Source organism: Nocardia sp. Root136 (genome assembly GCF_001427185.1).
Lineage (GTDB): Bacteria > Actinomycetota > Actinomycetes > Mycobacteriales > Mycobacteriaceae > Nocardia > Nocardia salmonicida.
In genome coordinates this window covers 146,678-170,601 of record NZ_LMFE01000001.1, presented here as the reverse complement: position 1 = coordinate 170,601, position 23,924 = coordinate 146,678, and the positions used below count along the sequence as shown (strand labels likewise).

The following is a 23,924-nucleotide window of genomic DNA, read 5'->3' as shown; positions in this document are numbered from 1 at the left end:
GCGCTCCGTTCACCGCGCTCCTCATCGGGCCGGTTCGGGCGGGGTGCCGAGGGCAAGGCCGGGCAGCTCGCCGGTGTCGCGCCACGCCTGGAGCAGATCCTCGAAGGCGTAGAACCCGGGCCAGTACGGGTCACCGAGGTGGGAGCGGATCTGCTGCTCGCCCTCGTTGTTGTAGTAGCCGGGGGTGCACTCGCGCTGAAAGTTGCTGTTGTCGATCGCGCTCTCGCGCACGGTGGTGCACCACTGCTCCTGCGCCTCGGCGGTGGGTTCCACCGTGGTCGCGCCACGGGCCAGCGTTTCCTTGATGATGTAGGCGATGTGGGTGGCCTGCTGCTCGAACATGGCCGTCGTGCTCGCGGTCACCCCACCCTGGACGAAGCCGGTGAAGAACTGGTTCGGGAAGCCGGTGGTCATCGTGCCGTGCAGGGTGCGATATCCCTTGGCCCAGTGGTCGTAGAGCGAGAGCTCGTCGCGGCCCGCGAAGGGGGCGATGCCGAAGCGCCGGTCGAGGTCGGTGGTGATCTCGAAGCCGCTGGCGAAGATGATGCAGTCGACCTCGTGTTCGACACCGTCGGCGACGATGCCCCCGGCGGTGATCCGTTCGACGCCCTTGGTGCCCGACACGTCGACGAGGGTGACGTTGGGGCGGTTGAACGTCGGCAGATAGTCGTCGTTGAAACAGGGCCGCTTGCACAGGAATCGGTAGTACGGCTTGAGCGCCTCCGCTGTGGCCGTATCGGTGACGACGGCATCGACACGGTCGCGCACCCGCTGCATCGCCTGATAGTCCAGCAGCTCCCGCAGCTCCATGAACTTCTCCGGCGTCAGCTCCGCCCAGCCGCCGGTGCGGTCGAGGTGATCGCGCACATTGCGGCTGACCTCGGTCCATCCGTCGCAGACCAGATCGTTCTGACCGGGACCGTAGGCTTCGAACGCGCCGGTGTGGAAGTTGCGACGCAACTCCTCCTGCCAACCCGGCTGCAAGGTCTGTGCCCACGCGGGGTCGGTCGGCACGTTGCCGCGCTCGTAGATGTAGGACGGGGTGCGCTGGAAGACGGTCAGGTGCTGCGCGGAGCGGGCGAGGTGGGGGATCGACTGCACCCCGCTGGCGCCGGTGCCGATGATCGCCACCCGCTTGTCGGCGAGTTTGTCCAGGCCGCCGCGCATGTCGCCGCCGGTGTAGTCGTAGTCCCAGCGCGCGGTGTGGAAAGTGTGGCCCGCGAAATCGGCGATCCCGGGGATGCCGGGAAGCTTGGGCCGGTTGAACGGGCCCTGGCACATGATGACGAAGCGCGCGCGGATCTCGTCGCCCCGGTTGGTGCCGATCCGCCAGCGCTGAATCGATGCGTCCCACGCCATCGAACGGGTCAGCGTGCCGAAGATCGCCTTCTCGTAGAGCCCGAAGTGCTTGCCGATGCGTTGGCAGTGCTCGAAGACCTCGTCGCCGAAGGAGTACTTCTGTTGGGGGATGTAACCCACTTCCTCGAGCAGCGGCAGGTAGCAGTAGCAGTCGGTGTCGCACTGGATGCCGGGGTAGCGGTTCCAGTACCAGGCGCCGCCGAAATCACCGGCGTGCTCGATGATGCGGAAGTTCTCCACCCCGGCACCGGCGATCCGGGCCGCGGTGACGAGTCCGGCCAGTCCGCCGCCGAGGATCGCGACATCGATGTCCTGCGAGATCGGCGGCCGCGCTACGACCGGGGTGTAGGGATCGGACTCGTGGTACTCGGCGAATTCCGCCTCGGCCTCCACGTACTGCTGCTGGCCCTCCGGGCGGATCCGCTTGTCGCGCTCGGCGAGATACCTCGCTCGGAGCGCGTCGCGATCGACCTCGGGCGTCTGCGTCGGTTCGCAGGTGTGCATGGCGAATTCCTCGGTGTGATGCGGTGTTTCGGGTGAGTGGGGCACGGGACTCAGGCGAGATCGCGCGGTGCGCCGGTGCCCATGTAGGTGGCCAGGTTGTGGTGCAGGTTGACGACGCTGCGTTCGCGGTACGGGTTGGGCTTGGGTCCGGAGAACCCGCGCGTCTTCATGCCCCGTTGAACCGCGGCCATGTTGGAGAAGTCCTGGGGCAGCACCGTGCGCCACGCGGGATCGTCCTCGGCGGTGTATTCCCACTCGGTCTTCGGTTCCTGGCCCGCTGGGAACAGTTCGTAGACCGCGGCTTCGAAGATGCACTTGTCCGGGTCGTAGCCGAAGGGCCTGGCGCTGTAGCAGAGCATGTTGTTGAGCGCGTGACCGATCTGGAAGTTGGGAAAGATCTGCCATGCGGTACCGGCGGCGGCGACCACCTGCGGGTCCACCGTCGGCCACACCACTCCGCGGTCGGCGTCGTAGTTCCTGGCCGATTGCAGCCAGTGCTTGAGCACCTGATCGGCCGGCGTGCCCTCCGGCAGTTCGGCTACCAGGCGATTCGCGGCGTCGACCAGGGTCCTCGTGGTGTTGGTGTTGGCGTTCTCCCAGGTGAAGTTCTGTAGTTCGGCCGTGGACATGCGGGCGTCCGGCCCGGCCCCGAGCCGCAGTTTCGCCTGGTTCTCCTCCATGCCCTTGGGTGCGTCGTAGCCGATGTTGCTGTGCTTGCCCTGGGCGCGCGACCATCCGAGGAAGTTGCCGAAATTCATGAACTCGGGGTGGGTGTAGGGCACGTGGTAGGTCTCCATGAAGGCCTCCAGCGCGACCTTCCAATTGCAGTCGAAGACCAACCAGCGCCGCCAGCGGTAGCGCATGTTCTCCAGCTGGAACGGATCGAGCAGGCTCGCGGCCGGTTCCAGATAGTCCCGCAGCGATTCGGCGTCGGGGTCCATGGTGATCCAGATCCACCCGCCCCAGGTGTCGACCCTGACCTGGGAGAGCCGAGTCTTGTCCGGGGTCAGACCGCGCGGCCAGTCCTGCTGCTCGGCCGCGAAGGTGTTGTTGCCCTCCAGGTCGTAGCGCCAGCCGTGGAAACCGCAGACGAATTGCTTGCAGCTGCCGTGTGTATCGCGCGAGTACGGGGCGGTGTCGACCAGCCTGCGACCCCGATGCGAGCAGACGTTGTAGTACGCGCGAAGGGTGTCCGGTCCCGACCGCGTCACGATGATCGAGTCGTCGAGGATGTCGTAGGTGAGGAAATCTCCGACCTTCGCCAACTCCTCGACCCGGCCGACCTGCTGCCACACCTTGGCCCACAGTTTGTCGCGTTCGGCGCGGGCGTACTCCTCGGACAGATAGGCCTCGACGCCGATGGTGCGCGGCGTCGACAGCGCTTCTTCGGTTGCGGCGACCGCGGATTCGATGTTGTCGACAGTGTCGGTCATGGCTTCTCCTCACGGGTGATGGCGGCTCGGAACGCGGCGTCCTCGAGGAACAGGGAGGTGTGGTCGGCGTCGAGGTGGGTCCACTTGAGGTCGAGCCCGCCGTCGACCAGCAGGGTCTGGCCCGTGATGTAGGTCGACAGGTCCGAGAGCAGGAACAAGATCGCGCCCGCCTGCTCGTCGGGTCGACCGCGTCGACCCATGGCGATGGCCCGGCGGTCCCGCTCGGCGTCCTCGCCGACATAGGTGGCCGAGGCCGGGGTCTTGGTCACTCCGGGGGCCACGGCGTTCACCCGGATGCCGTCGGCGGCGAGTTCCACGGCCAGCGTCCGGGTCGCGGCCACCAGCGCGGCCTTGGCTGTGCCGTAGCCGATATGGAAGGGCGCGGTGTTCATCCCGCTGATCGAGGAGATCGAGACGATCGAGCCGGGCCGCTGTCGTGCTTTCAGTTCGGCGGCCACAGCCTGACTCATGAAGAACATCGTTTCCAGGTTCTGGGTGAACAACGCGCGCCAATCCGCGCGGCTCACCCGCAGCGCGGGCATCCACGTCGCCGGCGCGGCGCCGCCCGCGACATTGACCAGCCCGTGCAGCTCGCCCTCGGTTGCGCGGATCTGCGCGAGCACCGTGGCGATGCCGTCGTCGGTCGAGGCGTCGGCGGCCACCGGAACAATCGAGAGCCCCTGCGCCACCAGCGGGTCGAGGTGGGTGGCGAGGTTGTCCGGAGATCGGCTCACCGCGATCACGGTGGCCCCGGCCCGTGCGACCATCTCGACCACCGAGGTCCCGATCCCGCCGCCCGCCGCACCGGACACGACGACGACGCGTCCGGTGAGATCGGTCGGCACGGCCCGGCTCATGTCGTGCGTCGCAGCGCGAGCACGCTGCCCTCGGCGTCGGCCGACAGATACAGCGTGCCGTCGGGTCCGGCGGTGATCCCGGCGAAGGGGCCCTGCGGTCCGGAGAACGGCGGCAATCCGCGCAGCGGCTTGGGCGTGACTCCGGGCGGAGCGCCGACCGGCAGGTTCTGAGCGAGCGTGGTGCGCACCTTGGTCGCGAGATCTACGCTGATCAGCGACTTGCTGCCGACATCGACGACATAGAGTGCGCCCTCGCGCACCAGGATTCCCTGGGGCTGTTCCAGACCGTCCACCACCGTGTCGACGTCGGCGCTGCTCACCGAAACGATGCGTCCCGCACCGGATTCGGCCACCAGGCAGGTCCCGTCCGGTGTGAACGCGACGCCGATCGGCTGGTGCAGGTCGGCGGCCAACTGTTCGACGCGGCCGCCGGATCGCACGGCCAGCACCCGGCCCGTACCGAACTCCGCGGCGACGATGTCACCGCTGGGTGCGACCGCGACACCGTAGAGCTGGTCGAGTTCGTCGGCCAGCACCTCGCTCTCCTGGGTCGCGGGCCGGTAGCGCGTGATCTGACCGCCCGAGGTGGTGACGATGAATTCGCCTGCGCCGACGGCGGTTACGCCGCGGATGAAGCCTGGATAGCCGGGGCTGAACAGCATCCCCACCGTCTCCGGCGCGCCCCCCGGCCGCAGGACATAGAAGTAGGTGCCGTCGGCGACGTAGAGTTCGCCGTCGCTGTCGACGGTGAGATCCAGCGGCCAGTTCAGGCCGCCGGGCAGGGTCGTGCGGGTCTGCCCGCCGTCGAGGATCTCGGTGATCTCGCCGGTGAAATTCGAGACGAACAGCCTGCCGTCGACGAAGGTGCAGTTGTCCAAACCGGGGTTCAGCGTGGCCAGCACGGTGCGCTCGCCGGTGCGGGGATCGATGCGCAGCACCTCGCCGGTACTGACCTGGGTGGACACGATATTGCCCGCCGCGTCGAACTTCACCGAGTCCGGGACACCGAGATCGCCCACCACTCGTTCGGGTTCACCGCCGAGCGGGTCGATGCGCCAGATGTCGTTGGTGCCCATCACCGGGTAGTAGAGGAGCCCGTCGGGACCGACCTCCATGGCGTTGGGCATCGCGAGGTTCTCCGCGAGAACGCGGGGCTCACTGCCGTCGGTGAACAGTTCCATCAGTCGCCCGCCGACACGACATTCGTTGACGAACAACCTGTTCTGATGCACGGTGATGCCGTTCGCGCTCGGCAGGTCGTCGCGCAGGACCCGAGTGTGGCCGTCGGCGCCGCGCATGCTGACGCGCCCGTCCATCACCTCGGTGGCGAACAGATTGCCCTGGTCGTCGAAGGCCAGATCGTCGGGCGCGATGATGTCGCCGCCCTTGGCGCTGATCGTCTCGAGTCGACCGGTCGTGATGTCGAGTGCGCTGATCTGGCTCCCGGTCACCTGGGCGACATAGACGCGCCCGTCGGGGCCGGTGCGCAGACCGTTCGCGCCGAAGAGCCGGCTCGGCGGAGTGAGGCGTTCCAGGCTCCACCCTTCGGCGAGGCTCATTGCTGTGGTGTTGATGTAGCGCGCCCCTTGCGTCACGGTGGGGCCTCCTCCGGGGTGAGAGCGTCGGGGTCCGCGAGGGGTGGCGTCGCACTCGGCCGGATCGCCGGATCGTGATGCGGACCACTTCGTCGGTGGATCGGAGCCTGCCAGCAAGTGGTGAGCATTACAAGTATTGTTATCCTTGTAAGGATTGTTTAGCATGCGCGACGAGAGAGAATCGCAATCTCATTTGCTGCAAGTAGCACTCTACCGCTGTTGACGTGCGCTTTTGTGGAGAATTGTCAGGAGATCTGGGCGCGAGTGGGCGCCGAGTCCGGCGGCAAGGGCGGCGAGGCGAGGCTGGTGTCCGTCAGCCGGGGTGAACGCAGTGGCGTGCGGCCGCTGAGCGTCGTGGCGCTAGCGACGGCACGGCAGGGGTGAATGTTGTTGTGCCCCGCCGTGAATCGGCAACCCGCGTCAGCCTGATTCGAACGCGCGAAGTCGAAGGGAGCTCGACCGGGCCCGCGGGTGCGGCTAGATACGTGCGCGGTGGCTGGACTGGATCGACTGGCGTGACATGGCCGACGAAGCGTTGACGACGCCGCCGTCGAAACGTTCGAGCACCACTGCCTGCGTCGCGGCCAGGTGTGCGCGCGCCAGCCGCTCGGCCTCCTCCGCTCGACCCGCAGCGATCTCGTCGACGAGCCGGCGATGGAAGCGCACGGCGTCTTGCGCGTCGGCCTCGGAGGGGTACTCGCCGCGTCGAGTCGTCGCTTCCGCCCAGGCTTGCTCCTGTGCCGACCACAGGGCCACGAGCGTGCTGATGACGTAGCGGACGGTCACGTTCGGCGTGAACGAGACGACGAGATCGTGGAACTCGCGGGCGGATTGGGTGAAGGCCACGCCGTCGCCGACCATGGTGGCCGAGGCGTCGACGGCGGCCTGGAGGGCGGGGACGACCACTTCGGCGCGGTCCTCGCGCCGGGCGCATTCGGCGGCACACATCGGCTCGAGCGCCTGTAGTCCGGATGCGAGATCGCCCAGCGTCACCCGGGCGCCCTGGAGGGCGAGGCCGAGGTGATAGGCCGCCGAGACCTCGTCGGGTCGGTGTACCTCGGCGCCGCCGACATTGCCGCGGCGGACGGTGACCAGGCCCTCGGTCTCCAGGATGCGCAGCGATTCCCGGATCGAGGGATAGCTGACGCCGAAGTCCTTGACCAGTTGATCCTGGGTCGGGAGACGGTAGTTGTCGTCGGAGAGGATGTGGTCGCGCAGTTCCGCCGCGACGGTTTCCGCGATGCGGCGCTGCGGAACCCGGCCCCGTCTCGGGGTGGTCAACGAACCCGCCGATCGTCCATGGCGGGAGTGTAATTGATCGCGGGTCAACCATTCAAGTATTGCTATCCTTATCGTGTCAAATATTGCTATCCTTATGAGGATTAACTACAGTCTGATCATGGATTTCACGATGGGTACGGCTGCCGCGGACCTGCGGGGGGAGCTGCGCCGACTGGTGGATGAGCACGTCCCGGCTGATTTTCTGGGGGCCTTCACCGACGATCCGGCCGATTTCGCTGCTGCCCAGCGGTTTTCCCGTCTGCTCGCCGAACGGGGTCTGCTCTGTCTGGCCTGGCCCGCCGAGTTCGGCGGCCGCGATGCCTCGCTCTGGGAACAGACCGTGGTGCGCGAGGAGATGTGGGCGCACCACGAGCCGCGCGGCGCGCAATACATGGGCGTGAACTGGGTGGGGCCGACGATCATGCGACACGGCACCGCGGCCCAGCAGCGGACCCATCTGCCCCCGATCGCGCGCGGGGAGGTGATCTGGTGTCAGGGTTTCAGCGAGCCGGATTCGGGCTCGGACCTGGCGTCGTTGCGCACCGCGGCCCGCCGCGACGGTGACGGCTGGCGGATCTCCGGTCAGAAGGTCTGGACCTCCTACGCTGCGATGGCTCAGTGGTGCTTCCTGCTGGCCCGGACCTCGACCGGGGAACGCAAGCAGTCCGGTCTGACGATCTTTCTCGTCCCGATGTCCAACCCGGCCATCGTCGTTCGCCCGATACGCTCCATGATCGGCCCGCACCACCTCAACGAGGTCTTCTTCGACGATCTGCGGGTCACCGAAGCCGATGTGCTCGGCCCGGTCGACGAGGGCTGGAAAGTGGTCCAGGAGGTGCTGGCCTTCGAGCGGGTCGGTATCGCCCGCTACGCCCGGTGCGAACGTCTGCTGCGCGCCGCGCCCACGGCGCTCGGGGACCGGTGGGACGAACTGCCGGCCGAACTGCGTGGCCGGTGGGCGCGCATGCTGACCCATTGCAGGCGGGCTCGGTTGCTCGCCTATCGGGTGCTCTCGCTGCAACGTGTCGGCCGGGTACGTCCCAGCGACGCCGCGGCCTATCGGATTGCGGTGACCACCCTCGACCAGGACAGCGCCGAGGTGCTGGTGGAGATCGCCGCCTACGCCGGATCGACCGAATCCTCGAATGATGAAGGGCTCCAACGTTTCCGCCGCGAGTCCGAGGAGCACTGGCGCTATTCGCAAGCCGCGACCGTGGCTTCGGGAAGTATCGAGATGCAGCGGATTCTGCTGGCCCGAGCATTGCTGGCGGTGTCGTGAACATCGATCTGAGCGCGGATGCGCTCGAGTTCGGCTCGCAGGCCTCGCGCGCTCTGGAAGCGGCGGGCGGTGATCAGTTGGTTCAGCTCGCGGAGCGTGAACCGGGCAGGCGCTCGAGTCTGGTCGCGCCGGTGCTGAGTGGACTGGGTGCCTGGGACCTCGACCCGCGCAACGATGCCGACGAGCTGGAGGCGGCGGCGGCGCTGTGCCGCAGCGCGGGCTATTGGGCTGTGCCCTATCCGCTGGCCGAACGGCTCTCGCGGCCCGCCGATCTCGAGGTCGACGGCCTGCTCGTGATCGCCGACCACCGCCCGGAGGCGCCCGTCGCCGACCTCGAATTGCGGTGGGCGGCAGTGACATTGTCGGGCCGCCGCAGCAGTGTGGCGGTAGGACCGTCGCGGTCGCCACGCGGCTCGTCGTTCGTGACCTCGCTCGAGCTGGGATATCTCGACGACGACGGCGCGGCCGACGTGGCACTCGGGCTGGTGCTGCCGTGCTGGACATTGCTCGGCATGCTCGACCGCGCGATGGATCTCACCCGCGCCCACGTGCTGCTGCGTGAGCAGTTCGGCAAGCCGCTCGCGCAACTGCAGGGCGTGCAGTTCCAGCTCACCGAAGCCGAGGTGGAGCGCACCGGTCTCGACGTGCTGGCGAAGTACGCGCTGTGGAGCATCCAGGTGGGTCGCGACGAGGCACTCGACGACGCGCTCGCACTGCGGTCGGCCGCGATCGAGGCGGCCGAGATCGTCTTCCGGGTTGCCCACCAGTTGCACGGCGCGATCGGCTTCTGCGACGAGTCGACGCTGTCGTGGCTCTCGCGCTACAGCTTGCCGCTGCGGCGTTTGCCGCTCGGATTGTCGGGCACCGGCGACGCGTTGACGCGGCGCATCGGGCGCACCGGCCTGACCGGTTTGTTCGACGAGGACCCCGCGGCGGTGACCGGGTGAACTACGACCTGCCCGACGAACTGATCGTGGAACGCGACGGCCCGATCCGCACCGTGGTGATCAACCGACCCGGTGAGCTGAACGCGGTGAACAAGGTTCTGCACTGGGCGCTCGCGAATGTCTGGCGGCAGCTCGCCGCCGATCCCGAAGCCGGGGTCGTGATCCTCACCGGGGCGGGCCGGGCTTTCAGCGCGGGCGGCGATCTCGACTGGATCACCTCGTTTCTCGACGATCCCCTCGCACGCGACGAGAGCATCAGAGAGGGGGCACAGATCATCGAGGAGATGCTGCGCTTCCCGCTGCCGGTGATCGCGGCGGTCAACGGACCGGCGGTAGGGCTAGGCGGCAGCCTCGCGGTGCTGTGCGATGTGGTGCTCATTTCCGAGCGGGCATATCTGGCCGACCCGCATGTCGCGGTCGGCCTGGTCGCCGGGGACGGCGGGGCCGCGTTCTGGCCGTTGCTCACGCCGATCCTGCGGTCGCGGGAGTTCCTGTTCACCGGTGATCGGATCAGCGCGGCCACCGCCGTCGAGCTCGGGCTCGCCACCCGCAGCACCGCCCCCGACGCCCTGCTCACCGAGGCGCATGCGCTGGCCCGACGGTTGGCCGCGTTGCCGCCCGAGGCCGTGCGCGGTACCAAACGGATCGTGAACATGTATCTGTCCCAGGCGCTCGGTGGTCCGATGCAGGCCGGTTTCGCTGCGGAGGTCGCGACCATGGAGTCCGCCGCGCACCGTGACCGGCTGCGCGCGCTGCACGAGCAGGCGCGCAGCCGGTGACGGGGGAGTCCCGGACCCTCGACGACTGTCGCACCGAGGTCCGACAGTGGTGCCGGACGAACATTCCCGTCGACTGGCGCACAGCCCAGACCGGCGTCTCGGACCGGGAGTTCGTCGAGTTCCAGCAGTCCTGGTTCCAGCGATTGCGGGCAGGCGGGTTCGCGGTGCCGCACTGGCCGAAGGAATACGGCGGCGGGATGTCGTCGGCCGAGCAGGTGGTGCTCTATCAGGAACTCGCCGCCCACGACGCGCCCCGGCTGGTACTGGCTTTCGTCTCGATCCACCACGCGGCGGCCACGCTGCTCGCCGCGGGGACCGACGAGCAACGCCGACGCCACCTTCCGGCCATCCTGGACGGCGAGATCTGGTGCCAGGGCTTCTCCGAGCCCGGCGCGGGCTCGGACCTGGCCGCGCTCGCCACCACCGCGCGCCGAGGACCCGACGGTTATGTCGTCAACGGGCAGAAGCTGTGGGCCAGCGGCGCGCAGTACGCGGATTGGTGCCTGCTGCTCGCCCGCACCGATCCCGATGCGCCCGCGCGACAAGGCATTTCGTATTTTCTGCTGGATATGCGGTCACCCGGCGTCGAGGTCAGGCCCATCCGTCAGGCGACGGGGGAGTCGCACTTCTGTGAGATCTTCCTCGACGACGTGGTCATCGCGACCGACCGCCTGGTCGGCCGGGAGAACACCGGGTGGCAGGTCGCGCAGCGAACCCTAGGCGCCGAACGCGGGATGACGATGCTGGAACTGGCCGAGCGACTCGGCAACGGTGGTTTCGGCCGGCTGGTCGAGAGCTGTCCGCTCGACGACCCCGTGGTGCTCGACCGTCTCGCGGCACTCGAGATCGAGCTCACCGGGCTGCGCGCCCTGTGCGCCGACTTCGTCGCCGAGGCCGCGCCCGGACCGGCCGACGCGTCGATCGTGAAGCTGTACTACAGCGAGTTGCTGCAACGCATGACCGACTTCGGCACCGAGGTGGCGGGTCTGGCCGCGCACACCGAGTTACGAAAGCCACTGTCGAGCGGCTGGGAGTCCGGCGCCTGGATGCTGGATTTCCTCGGTTCGTGGGAGTGGACGATTCCAGGTGGCACCAGCGAAATCCAGCGCACCATCATCGGCGAGCGCGGCCTCGGCCTACCTCGCGAGCCCAGAGGGAAGTGATGAACTCGAACCACACCGACGACCTCGCCGAGCTGCACGCCGAGGTGGCCGCGGTAGCGCGGGAACTGCTCGCCGACTCCGCACCCCGCTGGGCGACGATCGCGCAAGCGGGCTGGCCGGGGCTGGAAGTATCGGCGGCGTTCGACGGCGCCGACGCCGGCTTCGCCGAGGTCGCCGTGGTTCTCACCGAGATCGGTCGGGCCGCCGCGTCCGGACCGTACCCGGCGGTCGCGGCGCTCGCTGTCGGAGCCCTCGATCATGCTGTGCCGACACCGGATAGGGACCGACTCCTGCGCGAGACCGCTGTGGGATCCGTCGTCCCGATCGTGGCGCTGGCTGCAGAAGGCATGGAGGAGAAGCTGTTTCGGATCGAGGACTCACCGCGTGGGCCGCTGCTGCGCGGCGCGGCGGATTTCGTCCTCGACGCGCCCGGCGCGGGGCGGCTGCTGGTCCCCGCCGTCGATCCGGCGGGCGAGGTCGTGCTCGTCGACCTCGACCCTCATGCGCGCGGGCTGCTCGTCACCGAGCGACCGGTGCTCGACGCGACCCGGCGCCTCGGCGACATCGTCGCCGAGGATGTCGCGGTGTCGCCGGAGTCGTTGTGGCACTTCGAAGACGGCTATCGGTGCGATGCGCTGGGCCGGTTGCGTGATCGGGCCGCCGTCGCGGTGGCTTGCGACAGTCTCGGCCTGAGCCGGGCGATGCTCGACGCCACCGTCGCCCACGTCGCGGTGCGAGAACAGTTCGGCCGCGCCATCGGGTCTTTTCAGGCCGTCAAGCACGCGTGTGCCGACATGCTCGTTCAGGTGACGGTCGCGGCGAAGCTGGTCGACGCCGCGGTACGGGCCCAGACAGTCTGTGCCTCCGGTGCCGATGCGGCGACCTCGGCCTCGATGGCCAAGTCCTACGCGTGCGCGACGGCGGTGGATATCGCCGGCAAGGCGATGCAGTTGCACGGGGGAATGGGCTACACCTGGGAGAGCGGCATCCATGTCTATCTCAAGCGAGCCGCGCTCAACCGGTCGCTGTTCGGTTCGCCCGCCCAGCATCGCGCCCGGCTGGCCCGGCGGTATTCCGTTCAGACGCCGCACCGTTGGGGCGCCTGAACGGCAAGTCGCTCACGACCGCAGGCGGGCCTCTGCCAGCTCGCGCAGGTCGCTGGACTTGATCTTGGCGCTCCCGGTGAGCGCGATGTCCGCGTCGTCGAAGAACAGCACGTGCCTCGGCACCTTGTAGCTGGCGAGCCGGTCCCGCAGGAAAGCACGGATCTCCTCGGCGAGCGGACTCGCGCCGTCGTGGGGCACGATGCACGCGACAACGACCTCGCCGAGCGTCGGATGAGCGACGCCGACGGTGCGGGTGACCTTCACTCCGGGATGGTCGTTCAGGGCGGCGTCGACCTCGAGCGGCGAGACGTTGGCCCCGCCGGTCTTGATGATGTCGGTGAGCCTGCCCTCCCAGTACAGCCGACCGATCTCGTCGAGGTAGCCGCCGTCGCCGGTGTGGAAGTATCCGTCGGCGTCGAAGGTCTCCTCGCGGCGGACGCCGAGATAGCCGAGCATCAGAGTGGGGCCCTTGACGCAGATCTCGCCGCGCGCACCGCGTGCCGTCAGGGTCCCGGTGAGCGCGTCGACGATCTTGATCGTCATGCCGGGCAGCGCGATACCGCTGCTGCCCGCATGCACCTCGGTCGGCGTATCGGCCGGGAAACAGGTGGCGATGGTGAAGGTTTCGGTGCACCCGTAGGCGCGGCCGGGTTCGAACCACTTCGTCGACACCGTCGGGTGTCGCGCGATCGGGGTGTGGAAGTCCACGAACCGCATGCCGCTCAGATCGACGGTGTCCCAGTTGGGCGCACCCTCGAGTTGGGCCCACTGGTGCGGCCAGGCGACCGGGAAGTTCACCCGCCGCGCGGCCATCAGCTCGAGCGCCTCGACGGCCTCGAAGGTCGGTTGCAGGACGAGGGCGCCCCCCGCGGCGAGCGTCGAGCCGAGCGCCTGCGCGAAATTGCCGGACCAGAAGAAGCCGTTGGCGGCCCAGCACCGCACGTCGTCGGCGGGCCCGAAGCCGAACAGGCGCTGGAAACGCCACATCTGGATCGTCACCCCCGCATGGGCGCTGAGGATGCCCTTCGGGGTGCTCGTCGAGCCCGAGGAGAAGAACAGCACCGCGGTATCGCTGGGCCGCACCGCCGCGGCGGTGGCCTCGACCAGTTCGCGAGCGGTGCCCCGACCACGGTCGAGAAACGCGTCCCACGTGTCGATCGCGGTGCCCGCCGCCGCCTCGCCGATCATGGCCAGTCCGCGCAGGAAGGGGTATGCCGCCGAGTGCAGGGCGCCCGGCGTCGCCTCGGCGATCTTCGGTTCCAGCTCGGTCAGCACCGCCGCGAAGTCCTTGTCGGCCACGGTGCGCTCGAACAGCAACACCGAGACGCTGGACTCGCGAAGCAGGAAATCCAGCTCGGCGCGCGTCGAGAAAGTGCTCAGGGCAACGGCGACGCCGCCCGCGAGCGCGGTGCCGAACACCGCGGCGAGCCACTCGGGACGGTTGGTCATCAGGACACCGACCCGGCCGTCCTTGCCGAGACCGCAGGCGCGCAGCGCCATGGCCACCTCGACGGCCCGCTCCCACAGATCGCTGTAGGTCCAGCGGATGTCGCCGTCGGCGGTCCGCGCGAGCACCGCCTCGCGGTCGCCATATCGCTGGGTCACCTCCCGCAGGAACCCGGGCAGGGTGAGCGGTCCGAGTCCCGGTTCGGTACTCAGATCGGGACCCGTCACGAGCGAAACAGCCTGTGCGGATACGGTTTCGGACTCCACGCCCATCATCGGCCTCTCTGCGTATGTCTCGGCGCCGTCAGAACGGCAGCTCGACCTCGGCGGTGCAGTCCACCAGCACGCCGAGGTCCTGATTGGTCAGGCGCAGCTTGATCTGCACGATCGGAACGCCCCACGCCGACTCCGCGTCCTTACCGATCACCTCGGCGTCGAAGTAGGTCACATCGCCCTCGAAGGCGGGCAGGCGGAAGTTCGCCTTGGAATGGCGAACCATGCCGTCGTAGCCGGCCCAGTAGGCGAGATAGTCGGTGCACCAGGCGCCCATGGTGGCGCCGTATCCGTAGGCACGTGCCATCCCGACCTCGCTGGCCTTGTCCGCGTCGATATGGCCACGCGACGGTCCGACATAGAGGCCGTCGCGCTTGCGCGGATCGATCTTGGCCCCCTCCTCGTCGAAGGCGAAGCCCTCCACCCAGCCCGGATCCTGATACACCCAGGGGTCGGCGATGCCGGGCGGGGCGACCCAGCCGAAGGTGCCCCAGATGTTGAACAGGAACGCCCGGTACTCGGTGGTGAAACTGGCGACCGTGTGCGGTCCGATCACCCTGCGCGGCAAGGTGTCTCCGACCTTCACCTCGTCGAAACGCGGCGAGACGCCGTGTCGATTCGACATCAACCAGTCGGTGCGCAGCGCGTCGACCGAGGCGAGTTCGGCAGGGGTCCAGCTCTTCACCGTGCCGTACTGGTTCTCGTAGAGACCGCGCTCGGCGGCCTGGGCGGCGAGATAGCGGATCGCGGTGGACCGTTCGCGCGCGACCAGCACGCCGTGCTGATTGGTGTGGGTGGTGTCGCCGCGCGAGAACATGGTCGGCCCGGCGAATTTCGTGTCGGCGACCTTGTAGTCGTGGAAGCGGCGCTGCTGGAACAGGGTGTCGCCGGGGCGAACCGGGCAGCCGTAGAACCACCATTCCTCGCCACCGAAGATCAGGTGACTGCCGGGAATGTGGCCGACGCACGCGGGCGCCGCGCCGTGCCCGTAGTCGAGGGCGACGGCGATCGACTGCGGCGCCACGAGTCCGCCGAAGCGGGACTCACGGGCGAATTCGTGATCCCAGTGCACCGGATTGGGGTAATCCATCGCCATCACCCAGCGACGAATGTCGGAGGTACTGCACGGATCCCACAGTTGGCCGCCGCCGATCGGCTGGCCGACCCGGTGATCGACGTCGGACAGGTCGAGTTCGGTGATCGCGGGTCGGCTCGGCTTTGTGCTCACAACTGCTCCTGAACTATCGATTGACGTCGACGACGATGCGACCACGCACCGTGCCCGCGATGAGTCGTTCGGCGGCGGCGATCGTGTCGGCCAGCGCGATCTCCTCGACGATCGCCTCGATGGCGTCCGGCGCGAGGTCGCGGGAGAGCCGGGACCAGGCCGCGTCTCGCCGCGATCGCGGCGCCATGACGCTGTCGATGCCGTACAGGGTGACCCCGCGCAGAATGAACGGCGCGACCGAGGACGGGAAGTCCATGCCCTGCGCCAGCCCGCACGCGGCGACGGCGCCGCCGTAGCGGGTCTGGGCGCAGGCGTTGGCCAGGGTGTGACTGCCGACCGAGTCGACGACGCCCGCCCAGCGCTCCTTCTGCAGCGGCTTGCCGCCCGCGGCCAGTTCGGCGCGGTCGAGCACCGTGGTTGCGCCGAGGTGACGCAGATAGTCGGCCTCGTCGGTCTTTCCGGTCGCGGCGGCCACGGTGAAGCCGGCCGCGGCGAGCAAGGCGATCGCGATGCCGCCGACCCCGCCGGTCGCGCCGGTGACCAGGACCTCGCCCTGCTCGGGTCGCACGCCGTGGTCGAGTAGAGCGCTCACGCACAGACTCGCGGTGTAGCCCGCGGTGCCGATCGCCATCGCCTGGCGGGAGGTGAACGCGGCGGGCAGCGGTACGAGCCAGTCGCCGTCGAGGCGGGCGCGCTGGGCAAGGCCGCCCCAGTGGGTCTCCCCGACGCCCCAGCCGTTGAGCACCACGCGGTCACCCTTGGTCCAGTCCGGGTGCGCGCTGTCGGTGACGATGCCGGCGAGGTCGATGCCGGGCACCATCGGAAAGCTGCGCACCACGGGGGATTTGCCGGTGATCGCCAGTGCGTCCTTGTAATTCAGCGTCGAGTACTCGACCTCGATGTCGACGGTGCCGTCCGGGAGCGCGGATTCGGCCACGCTCGTCAGCGCGACTCTTCGTCCCGCATCGTCTTTTTCGATCAGCACCGCGGAGAATATCGCCGCCATCGTGTCGTCCATGGCGAGCACATTACTTCAATCCTATTAAGGATAGCAATGCTTGACTGTTCAATGGTCAGCGTGCGGTCCAGCCGCCGTCGACCACGATCGTCTGGCCGGTGACGTAGCTGCCCGCGTCGCTCGCCAGCCAGGCAACGGCCCCGACGATGTCCTCGGCGGTGCCCTCCTTCGGTAGCGGAGTGTTGCGCCGCAGATACGCCGCGGCGCGCTCGCTCTCGTAGAGCGGTCCGGTGATCTCGCTGCGAAAGAAGCCCGGCGCCACCGTGTTCACCCGGATCGAATGCCGTGCCCACTGCACCGCGAGTTCGGCGGTGAGCCCGGACAATCCGGCCTTGCTCGCGGCGTAGGACGCCTGCGGGATGCCGGGGATGCCGACCCGGCCGCTGATCGAGGAGATGTTGACGATCGTGCCGCGCCCGAGCGTGCGCATATGCGGAAAGACCTGCTGCGACAGCCGCAACGGCGCGACGAGGTTGAGGTCCATGGTCGCGCGGATGGCGTCGACAGGTTCGTCCTCGGCGCGTTCGGTGGTGAACATCGTGCCTGCGGCGTTGATCAGGATTTCCGGTGGACCCAGTTCGGCGACGACCGCGGGGACGATCGCCTCCAGTCCGTCGGCGCCGTCGAGCTCGGACAGATCGCACGCGACGGCGAATCCGTCGATCCGGTCGGCGATTTCGGTCAACCGGTCCCTGCGCCGGGCCACCACCGCGACCCGGGCTCCGAGTGCGGCCAGGGTCGATGCCACCGCGGCGCCGAGGCCCGACGACGCGCCGGTCACTATCGCCACACGGCCGTCGAGGTCGAAAAGTCTTGCGGCCGTGCCGCGATCGGGTGTCATGACGGTGTCCTCAGGCTTGCGTGGAGTGTGGTCGTCGGGCGGCGAGTGCGGGCAGTTTCGTCCGCTCGACCTTGCCCATCGCGTTGACCGGCAGGGCGTCGACCACGGACCAGATCTCGGGCACCTTGTACGGCGAGAGCTCCCGCCGGCACAGTGCGGTGAGTTCCGCGACATCGATCGCGACACCGCCGCTCTCGATCACGGCGGCGACGCGGTGGCCGAGCCGGTCGTCGGCGATGCCACAGACCGCGACCTTGGCGACAGCGGGGTGCGCGGCGATGACTCGTTCCACCTCGAGCGGATAGACGTTCGCCCCGCCCCGGATGATGACGAGCTTCTTACGGTCGAGCACCGTCAGCCAGCCGTCCGCGTCGACGGTCCCGATGTCACCGGTCGGGATCGGACCGGGGTCCGGTGCGCGGATGCCCTCGGGTTCCCAGTAGCCGAGCATCGGTCGCCACCGATTCGCCCACGGTCCGGTGGTGGTGCCGCTCAGGCGCAATTCGCCGAGCTCGCCCGCCGGGAGCCGGTGGCCGTCGTCGTCGTAGGCCGCGACGGTGTACTGCGGCAATACCTGCCCGCAGGTTCCAGGACGCGGCGGGGTTCGCGGCGGGTCGATGGAGACGACGGTCGGCGCCTCGGTCAGGCCATAGGTGACGCGGGGGAGGAGCCCGTGCGCCGCGTGGAACGCCTGGCGCAGCGATTCCGGGGTGTCGCCGCCGCCGCTCCACACCTCGGTGAGTGAGCTGAGATCGAGATCGGGGCGGCGGGCGAGATCGTAGAGCTGGGCGGGCGCGCCGTTCCACACGGTGATCCGCCGTGTGGCGATCCAATCGGCGACGCCGTCGACGTCGCGGCGGTTCATCACCACTGCGCATCCGCCCGCCTGTGCGGTGAGCAGAGTGGACAGGACCATGAGATTGAGAATGGTGAGCGGAAAGCTGTCACCCTTGCGCAGTTCGGGGCCCCAGCCACGCGTGGCGACGAGTGCCGCGCCGGGCAGGAGCAGGTTGCGCTGGCTGTGCACCACGGCTTTGGGCTGTCCCGACGTGCCGCTGGTGAAGGCGATGGCGGCAGGCGCGTCGACCTCGGTCTCGACGGGCGGTGCCACCGTGCCGGTGGCCATCAGCTCCGCCCATCGGTCGGAATCGACGCACGCGGACGAGGTCACTCGGCACTGTGCCCCCGCGAGTACGACCATCGGAGCGCAGAGGTCGTCAAGGTAGCGCTGCTCACTTGCCGTGAGTGCCTCGCCGATCCCCGCCCAGATCGCGCCGATTCGCTGCGCGCCGTGAAACGCCGCGACGATGTCGAGGTCGTTGGGCAGGCAGGCGGCGACCCGGTCGCCGGGTCGCACACCGAGCGACCACAGCGCCCCCGCGGCCCGGTCGGCCCGATCGTCGAGTTCGGCATAGGTCCAGACACCGGAAACCGCTTCCACCGCCGCGGCGTCTGGGCGGTCGCGGCGGGCGGCGTCGAGTACCGCGGCGATGGTCCCGGTCGTGCGCCGCGGCCGGTGGGAGCTCGGTGGGTCATGGCTGTCGATGTCGTCCACGATTCTTTCCTCACTATTCTTATAATGATTCATACTATAGGCTCGGTCCCGCTGTCCCGGAGTGCGCGCGAGCTCCTGGACATGGCTTCCGCCGATGCCGAATCCTCCCGGCCGCCAACGTCTCCCGGCTGCCGGTTCCCTGTGACGGAGGAGAGGTCGAGCCGTGATGGCACCTCGAACAACGACGCGCTCCGGACCACTGTCCGAGCTGCGTGTCCTCGATCTGACCGCGATGGTGATGGGCCCCTACTGCACCCAGATCATGGCCGACATGGGCGCGGACGTCGTCAAGATCGAACCGCCCGCCGGGGACAACACCCGCTACATCTCGGTCGGCCCCGACCCGACCATGGGCGGGGTGTTCGTCAATGTGAACCGGGGCAAACGCAGTGTGGTCCTGGATCTGCGATCGGAGTCGGGCAAGGACGCGTTGCGCGCACTGATCGCCGACGCCGACGTGTTCGTCCATTCGATGCGCGCCACCGCGATCGCCGGACTCGGATTCGACTACGCCGCGGTGTCGGCGATCAATCCGTCGATCGTCTACACCAACTGCTACGGGTACGGCCGGCGCGGCCCCTACGCGAACTTCACCGCCTACGACGACACCATCCAAGCCGAGAGCGGCCTGCTCTCCGCGCAGGAGCAGCTGACCGGAACGGCGGGCTACGTCGGCACCATCCTGGCGGACAAGGTGGCCGGGTTGACGGCGCTGTACGCCACCACCATGGCGTTGTTCCATCGGGAGCGGACCGGGGAGGGCCAGGAGGTCGAGGTCGCCATGTTCGAGACCATGGCCGCGTTCATGCTGGTGGAACACGCCAACGGCGCGCTGTTCAGCCCACCGCTCGGTCCCGCCGTGTACCCCCGCGCTGTCACGCCGAATCGCAAGCCCTACCGAACCAGCGACGGCGGCTATGTCTGCGCGCTGGTCTACAACGACAAGCAGTGGTCGGCGTTCGTCGACGCCGTCCAGCCGCCGTGGGCCGGACCGCATTTCGCCACCCTCGCCCAGCGCGCGGCCCGGATCGACACCGTCTACGGCCTGCTGAGCGAGACGTTCGCCGAGCGCACGACGCAGGAATGGCTCGATCTGCTGCACGCGCTGGATATCCCGGCCGCCCCGGTCCGCACTCTCGACGAACTCTTCGACGATCCGCACCTGAACGCGGCCGGATTCTTCGAGACGGTCCAGACCGAGTACGGCGCCGTCCGCTTTCCTGGCCCGCCGACCTGGTTCTCCCGTACACCCGGCCGGATCGCCGCCGGCGCGCCCGGACTCGGCGCCCACACCACGGAAGTACTCGACGAGCGACAGCCCCATCGAATCGACCGAAGAATTGGAGAAGCAATGACCAGTATCGGAGAAGCCTTTCGCGCGCGTTCCTGGCTCTTCGCGCCGGGCGACAGCAGGCGGAAGATGGAAAAGGCCGCGGCGAGCGCGGCCGACATCGTCATCTTCGACCTGGAGGACGCCGTCCGCGACGCGGCGAAAGCCCAGGCCCGCACGATGATCGCCGATCTGCTCACCGCCCGCCCCGCGGACGCGAGCAGGCTGTGGGTGCGGGTCAACCCGCTCGACGGTCCGCACACCCTGGCCGATCTGGCGGCCATCGTCCCGGCCGGGCCCGGCGGCATCATGCTGCCCAAGTCGCGCGGTCGTGCCGATGTCGAACTCCTCGACCACTATCTGAGCGCGCTGGAGGCAGCCGCCGGAATCGAACAGGGCTCGACCAAGGTCATCGTGTTGGTGACCGAGACCGCCGAAGCTATGTTCACCACCGGCTCCTACCGGGGAGCGCCCCGGGTCGTCGCGATGACCTGGGGCGCGGAGGATCTCGCCGATTCGGTCGGCGCCGCCGAGAACCGAAACCCGGACGGGAGTTACGGATTCACCTACGAGCTGGCGCGGAGTCTGTGTCTGCTCGGCGCCACCGCCGCCGGGGTAGCGGCGGTCGAGACCATCCAGGGCGATTTCCGCGACCTGGTGGGACTGCGCGCCAGAGTCGAGCGGGTGCGCCGCGACGGTTACAGCGGCATGCTCGCCATCCATCCCGATCAGGTCGAGGTGATCAACGCGGCGTTCACCCCGTCGGCCGCGGAATTGGCCGCGGCCCAGGAGATCGTCGACCTGTTCGCCGCCCATCCCGGTGTCGGTGCCATCGGTCATCGCGGCGCCATGCTCGATCGTCCGCACCTGGCCCGCGCGCAGGCGCTGTTGGCGTCGGGCGGACGCGCGTGAGCGTCCGCGCCGAGGTGACAGATCTGGATCTGGGTCGATACCTGCGCCACGGCGACCGCATCGTCATCGGTCAGGCGTGTGGTGAGCCGACTACTCTGGTCGAGGCGTTGATCGCGGGTGGCCGCGAGATCGGCGGGCTCTCGGCGTTCATCGCCACCAGCTTCTCGGGACTGTTCACCCCCGAGACGGCCGACAGCTTCGCCCTGTCGAGCATGGGAGCGATCGGCACGTTGCGGTCGATGACCAAGGCGCACAAGCTGACCGTGATCCCGTGCCACGTGGGCCGAGTCGCGCCGATGATCGAGGCGGGCACGATCGGGTGCGACATCGCCTTCGTCCAGGTGAGCCCGGCCGACGCGCACGGCAACCACAGCCTCGGGCTGATCAGCGACTACGTCCGGGCCGCGGTCACGAAAGCGCGCGTCGTGGTCGCCGAGGTGAACGAGCGGGTGCCCTACACCCACGGCGCGCTGCTCGCGAGCTCCGACATCGACTGTGCCGTCAGGGTTTCGCGGGCGCCGGTCACCGTCGCGCCGACCGCCGCCGACCCGACCGACGACGCCATCGCGGGACACGCCGCGCACTACATCGGCGACGGCACCGTCCTGCAGGTCGGTGTCGGCGCGGTGCCGGACGCGGTCCTGCGACTCCTGCACGATCGCACGGATCTCGGCGTGCACTCGGGCATGATCGGCGACGGCGTCGTCGATCTCATCGAATCGGGCGCGATCACCAACGCGCGCAAAGGCATCGACCCAGGAGTGTCGATCACCGGGGCGCTGATCGGCACCGAACGGCTCTATTCCTTCGCCCACCGCAACCCGCTGATCGGCATGCGCGCCACCTCCTACACCCACGACGCCGCCGTGCTGTCGACCCTGGACAACCTGGTCTCGCTCAATTCGGCGCTCGAGGTCGATCTGACCGGCCAGGTGAACGCCGAACAGAGCGGATCGGCCTATCTCGGCGGCACCGGTGGTCAAGTGGACTTCGTCCGCGCCGGCCTGCGCTCACCGGGCGGGCACGCCGTGATCGCGCTGCCCGCCACCGCGAAAGGCGGCACGGTCAGCCGAATCACCGCGCAGCTGTCCGGGCCGGTGACCACCGCGCGCAGCGAGGTGGACGTGATCGTGACCGAGTTCGGCGCGGCCGAACTCGCGGGCAGGTCGGTGGCCGAGCGCGCGCGCCGACTGATCGCCATCGCCCATCCCGACTTCCGGGCGGAGCTCGACCGGGCCGCCCACCTGATCCAGCAGCGAGGTTTCTGATGAACGACGCCGTGCTCTTCGACGCCAGGGCCGACGGCATCGCCGTGATCACCCTGAACCGACCGGAAACCCGCAACTGTCTGGCCGCCGATGTGCGCGCGGGTCTGTACGCAGCGTGGGATCGCTTCGAGCACGATCCCGCGCTGCGCGTGGCCGTGCTCACCGGCGCGGGCGACAAGGCGTTCTGCGCCGGCGGCGATCTCAAGGAGATGGTGGACACCGGGATGCGGGTGCCGCCGCCCGAGATGTTCCCGCTGCCCTACGACACCGTCGAGCTGTCCAAGCCCACGATCGCCGCGGTCAACGGCGCCGCGTTCGCCGGTGGCTGGATGATCGCCCAGGCCTGCGATTTGTGCGTGGCGAGCACGGCGGCGACGTTCGCGATCACCGAGGTCAAAGTAGGGCGCAGCTCGCCGTGGGCCGCGCCGCTGATTCATATGATCCCGCAGCGGATCATGATGGAACTGCTGCTCACCGGCGCGCCGATCACCGCGGGCCGGGCCTACGAGGTCGGCCTCGTCAACCGCCTCGCCGAGCCTGGCGCGGTCCTGACGGCGGCACTGGAACTGGCCGCCGAGATCCTGCGCGGCGCGCCGCTGTCGGTGCGGGCGGCGCGGGACACGGTCATGCTGGCCACCGAGATGGGGCGGTCCGACGCGCTGCGGGCCGCCAAGACCGCCGCCGTCGAGTGCTACGACAGTGCCGACGCGCAGGAAGGTCCGCGCGCGTTCGCGGAGAAGCGAACCCCGATCTGGCTGGGCCGTTGAGGCATTCAGCTGCTGCCACGACATATTCGGCTGGTGCACCGGGAAATTCGGCACGTGCCCGTGGGCCGAATCCGGGTGAGGGGAATGCGGTTCCCTCAGCCCGGTTCGGATGCCCTCGGTGGTCGTTCCATCGACCGTCGCGAGCGTCAAGGCGTGCCGGCCGTGGTCATTTCGGCGGGAATCGCAGCGCGCCGTCGAGGCGGATCACCTCGCCGTTGAGGTAGTCGTTCTCGATGATGGACTGCACCAGCTGCCCGTATTCCGGCGACTGCCCCATCCGCTTGGGATGCGGTACCTGCTTGCTCCAATACACCTCGAGCTGCTCGGCCGCCTTGCCGTAGGCGGGAGTGTTGAAGGTGCCGGGGGCGATGGTGACCACGCGAATGCCCAACGGGGACAGGTCGCGGGCCGCGACCAGGGTCATCCCGACCACGCCACCCTTGGCCGCGGCGTAGGGGAGTTGACCGATCTGACCCTCGTAGGCGGCGATCGAGGCTGTGTTGATGATGACGCCGCGGCTGCCTTCGTCGAGCGGTTCCTGCTTGGCGATGGCGGCGGCCGAGAGTCGCAGCACATTGAACACGGCGGTCAGATAGAACTCGATCGTGGTGCGGAAGCCGTCGAGCGCGAGGGGGCTGCCGTCTTTGCCGACGAGTCGTCCGCCGCTGGCGGGACCGCCGTGCGTGTCGACCGAAATCCGCAGCGGGCCGAGGGATTGCGCCTCCTCGATGGCGGCCTGCACGGACTCCTCACTGGTGGCATCGGTGTGCACGTAGCGGATGCCGAGTTCGTCCTCGAGTTCCTTGCCCTTGTCGTCGGCGACGTCGGCGACGACCACCTTCGCCCCCGCGGCGTGCAGGCGGCGAACGGTGGCCGCCCCGAGCCCGCCGGTGCCGCCGACCACGATGGCGGAACTACCACTGATATCCATGTTGTTTCCCTCTCTTGAAATTAACACTCTCTTGCTGTGAGAATAATGTTCT

The 23,924-nt window shown here is 68.6% G+C and carries 19 protein-coding genes and 1 pseudogene; 9 read left to right on the top strand and 11 right to left on the bottom strand.

Features of this window, described 5'->3' with window-relative positions; genetic code table 11:
• Positions 1-21 precede the first annotated feature (21 nt).
• The 5 genes from ASD42_RS00805 to ASD42_RS00785 form a co-directional block, all read right to left on the bottom strand.
• Entirely contained in the window at positions 22-1,863 is a 1,842-nt protein-coding gene (locus ASD42_RS00805) for a flavin-containing monooxygenase (protein WP_056815077.1), read from the bottom strand.
• A gap of 50 nt (positions 1,864-1,913) precedes the next feature.
• Positions 1,914-3,296 carry an aromatic ring-hydroxylating oxygenase subunit alpha gene (locus tag ASD42_RS00800; protein WP_056809161.1) on the bottom strand — a complete coding sequence of 461 codons (1,383 nt, stop codon included), beginning with the start codon at positions 3,294-3,296 and terminating at the stop codon, positions 1,914-1,916.
• On the bottom strand, positions 3,293-4,141 hold the full coding sequence (locus ASD42_RS00795; protein WP_442938602.1) for an SDR family NAD(P)-dependent oxidoreductase: 849 nt from the start codon (positions 4,139-4,141) through the stop codon (positions 3,293-3,295). The genes ASD42_RS00800 and ASD42_RS00795 overlap by 4 nt, the downstream gene beginning before the upstream one ends.
• A gap of 8 nt (positions 4,142-4,149) precedes the next feature.
• Entirely contained in the window at positions 4,150-5,712 is a 1,563-nt protein-coding gene (locus ASD42_RS00790; RefSeq protein ID WP_056809157.1) for an SMP-30/gluconolactonase/LRE family protein, read from the bottom strand.
• Positions 5,713-6,225: 513 nt separating this feature from the next.
• Positions 6,226-7,029, bottom strand: coding sequence for a FadR/GntR family transcriptional regulator (locus tag ASD42_RS00785; protein WP_056809155.1), 804 nt, complete (start codon positions 7,027-7,029; stop codon positions 6,226-6,228).
• 118 nt (positions 7,030-7,147) lie between these two features.
• Here ASD42_RS00785 and ASD42_RS00780 point away from each other — a divergent pair, with 118 nt between their 5' ends.
• Genes ASD42_RS00780 through ASD42_RS00760 form a run of 5 tightly spaced genes read left to right on the top strand, consistent with a single transcriptional unit; the run spans position 7,148 to position 12,303 of the window.
• Complete coding sequence (locus ASD42_RS00780) at positions 7,148-8,308, top strand: acyl-CoA dehydrogenase family protein (RefSeq protein ID WP_056809153.1); 1,161 nt, start codon at positions 7,148-7,150, stop codon at positions 8,306-8,308.
• Positions 8,305-9,255: an acyl-CoA dehydrogenase family protein gene (locus tag ASD42_RS00775; protein ID WP_056809151.1), complete on the top strand. Its 951-nt coding sequence runs from the start codon at positions 8,305-8,307 to the stop codon at positions 9,253-9,255. Before ASD42_RS00780 ends, ASD42_RS00775 begins: the two co-directional genes overlap by 4 nt.
• Complete coding sequence (locus ASD42_RS00770) at positions 9,252-10,034, top strand: enoyl-CoA hydratase/isomerase family protein (protein ID WP_056809149.1); 783 nt, start codon at positions 9,252-9,254, stop codon at positions 10,032-10,034. Before ASD42_RS00775 ends, ASD42_RS00770 begins: the two co-directional genes overlap by 4 nt.
• Positions 10,031-11,197 (top strand): acyl-CoA dehydrogenase family protein, encoded by a 1,167-nt coding sequence (locus ASD42_RS00765; RefSeq protein WP_056809148.1) that lies wholly within the window; start codon positions 10,031-10,033, stop codon positions 11,195-11,197. The genes ASD42_RS00770 and ASD42_RS00765 overlap by 4 nt, the downstream gene beginning before the upstream one ends.
• Positions 11,197-12,303 (top strand): acyl-CoA dehydrogenase family protein, encoded by a 1,107-nt coding sequence (locus tag ASD42_RS00760; protein WP_056809146.1) that lies wholly within the window; start codon positions 11,197-11,199, stop codon positions 12,301-12,303. The genes ASD42_RS00765 and ASD42_RS00760 overlap by 1 nt, the downstream gene beginning before the upstream one ends.
• A gap of 12 nt (positions 12,304-12,315) precedes the next feature.
• Here the strand turns inward: ASD42_RS00760 and ASD42_RS00755 are convergent, their stop codons facing one another.
• The 5 genes from ASD42_RS00755 to ASD42_RS00735 form a co-directional block, all read right to left on the bottom strand.
• Entirely contained in the window at positions 12,316-13,977 is a 1,662-nt protein-coding gene (locus ASD42_RS00755) for a class I adenylate-forming enzyme family protein (RefSeq protein ID WP_200950363.1), read from the bottom strand.
• A 76-nt stretch (positions 13,978-14,053) separates the two neighbouring features.
• Positions 14,054-15,250, bottom strand: a complete 1,197-nt coding sequence (locus tag ASD42_RS00750; protein ID WP_056809142.1) for an FAS1-like dehydratase domain-containing protein — start codon at positions 15,248-15,250, stop codon at positions 14,054-14,056.
• Between the two features lie 13 nt (positions 15,251-15,263).
• Positions 15,264-16,268: an acrylyl-CoA reductase (NADPH) gene (gene acuI, locus ASD42_RS00745; protein WP_235569258.1), complete on the bottom strand. Its 1,005-nt coding sequence runs from the start codon at positions 16,266-16,268 to the stop codon at positions 15,264-15,266.
• 55 nt (positions 16,269-16,323) lie between these two features.
• Complete coding sequence (locus tag ASD42_RS00740) at positions 16,324-17,109, bottom strand: SDR family NAD(P)-dependent oxidoreductase (RefSeq protein WP_056809140.1); 786 nt, start codon at positions 17,107-17,109, stop codon at positions 16,324-16,326.
• Between the two features lie 10 nt (positions 17,110-17,119).
• Positions 17,120-18,664, bottom strand: coding sequence for a class I adenylate-forming enzyme family protein (locus ASD42_RS00735; protein WP_235569257.1), 1,545 nt, complete (start codon positions 18,662-18,664; stop codon positions 17,120-17,122).
• Positions 18,665-18,830: 166 nt separating this feature from the next.
• On the opposite strand from ASD42_RS00735, the pseudogene ASD42_RS00730 reads away from it, so the two are divergent.
• The 4 genes and pseudogenes from ASD42_RS00730 to ASD42_RS00720 form a co-directional block, all read left to right on the top strand.
• Positions 18,831-19,976: pseudogene (locus tag ASD42_RS00730) on the top strand (CaiB/BaiF CoA transferase family protein); the annotation flags it as partial.
• 39 nt (positions 19,977-20,015) lie between these two features.
• The gene (locus tag ASD42_RS33570; protein WP_084787089.1) at positions 20,016-20,906 is read left to right on the top strand and encodes an HpcH/HpaI aldolase/citrate lyase family protein; all 891 of its coding nucleotides are present in this window, start codon (positions 20,016-20,018) and stop codon (positions 20,904-20,906) included.
• Positions 20,903-22,174, top strand: coding sequence for an acetyl-CoA hydrolase/transferase family protein (locus tag ASD42_RS00725; protein WP_084786974.1), 1,272 nt, complete (start codon positions 20,903-20,905; stop codon positions 22,172-22,174). Before ASD42_RS33570 ends, ASD42_RS00725 begins: the two co-directional genes overlap by 4 nt.
• The gene (locus ASD42_RS00720) at positions 22,174-22,941 is read left to right on the top strand and encodes an enoyl-CoA hydratase-related protein (protein ID WP_056809138.1); all 768 of its coding nucleotides are present in this window, start codon (positions 22,174-22,176) and stop codon (positions 22,939-22,941) included. Before ASD42_RS00725 ends, ASD42_RS00720 begins: the two co-directional genes overlap by 1 nt.
• Before the next feature lie 166 nt (positions 22,942-23,107).
• Here ASD42_RS00720 and ASD42_RS00715 read toward each other — a convergent pair whose 3' ends face one another.
• Positions 23,108-23,872 carry an SDR family NAD(P)-dependent oxidoreductase gene (locus ASD42_RS00715; protein ID WP_056809136.1) on the bottom strand — a complete coding sequence of 255 codons (765 nt, stop codon included), beginning with the start codon at positions 23,870-23,872 and terminating at the stop codon, positions 23,108-23,110.
• Between the last annotated feature and the right edge of the window lie 52 nt (positions 23,873-23,924).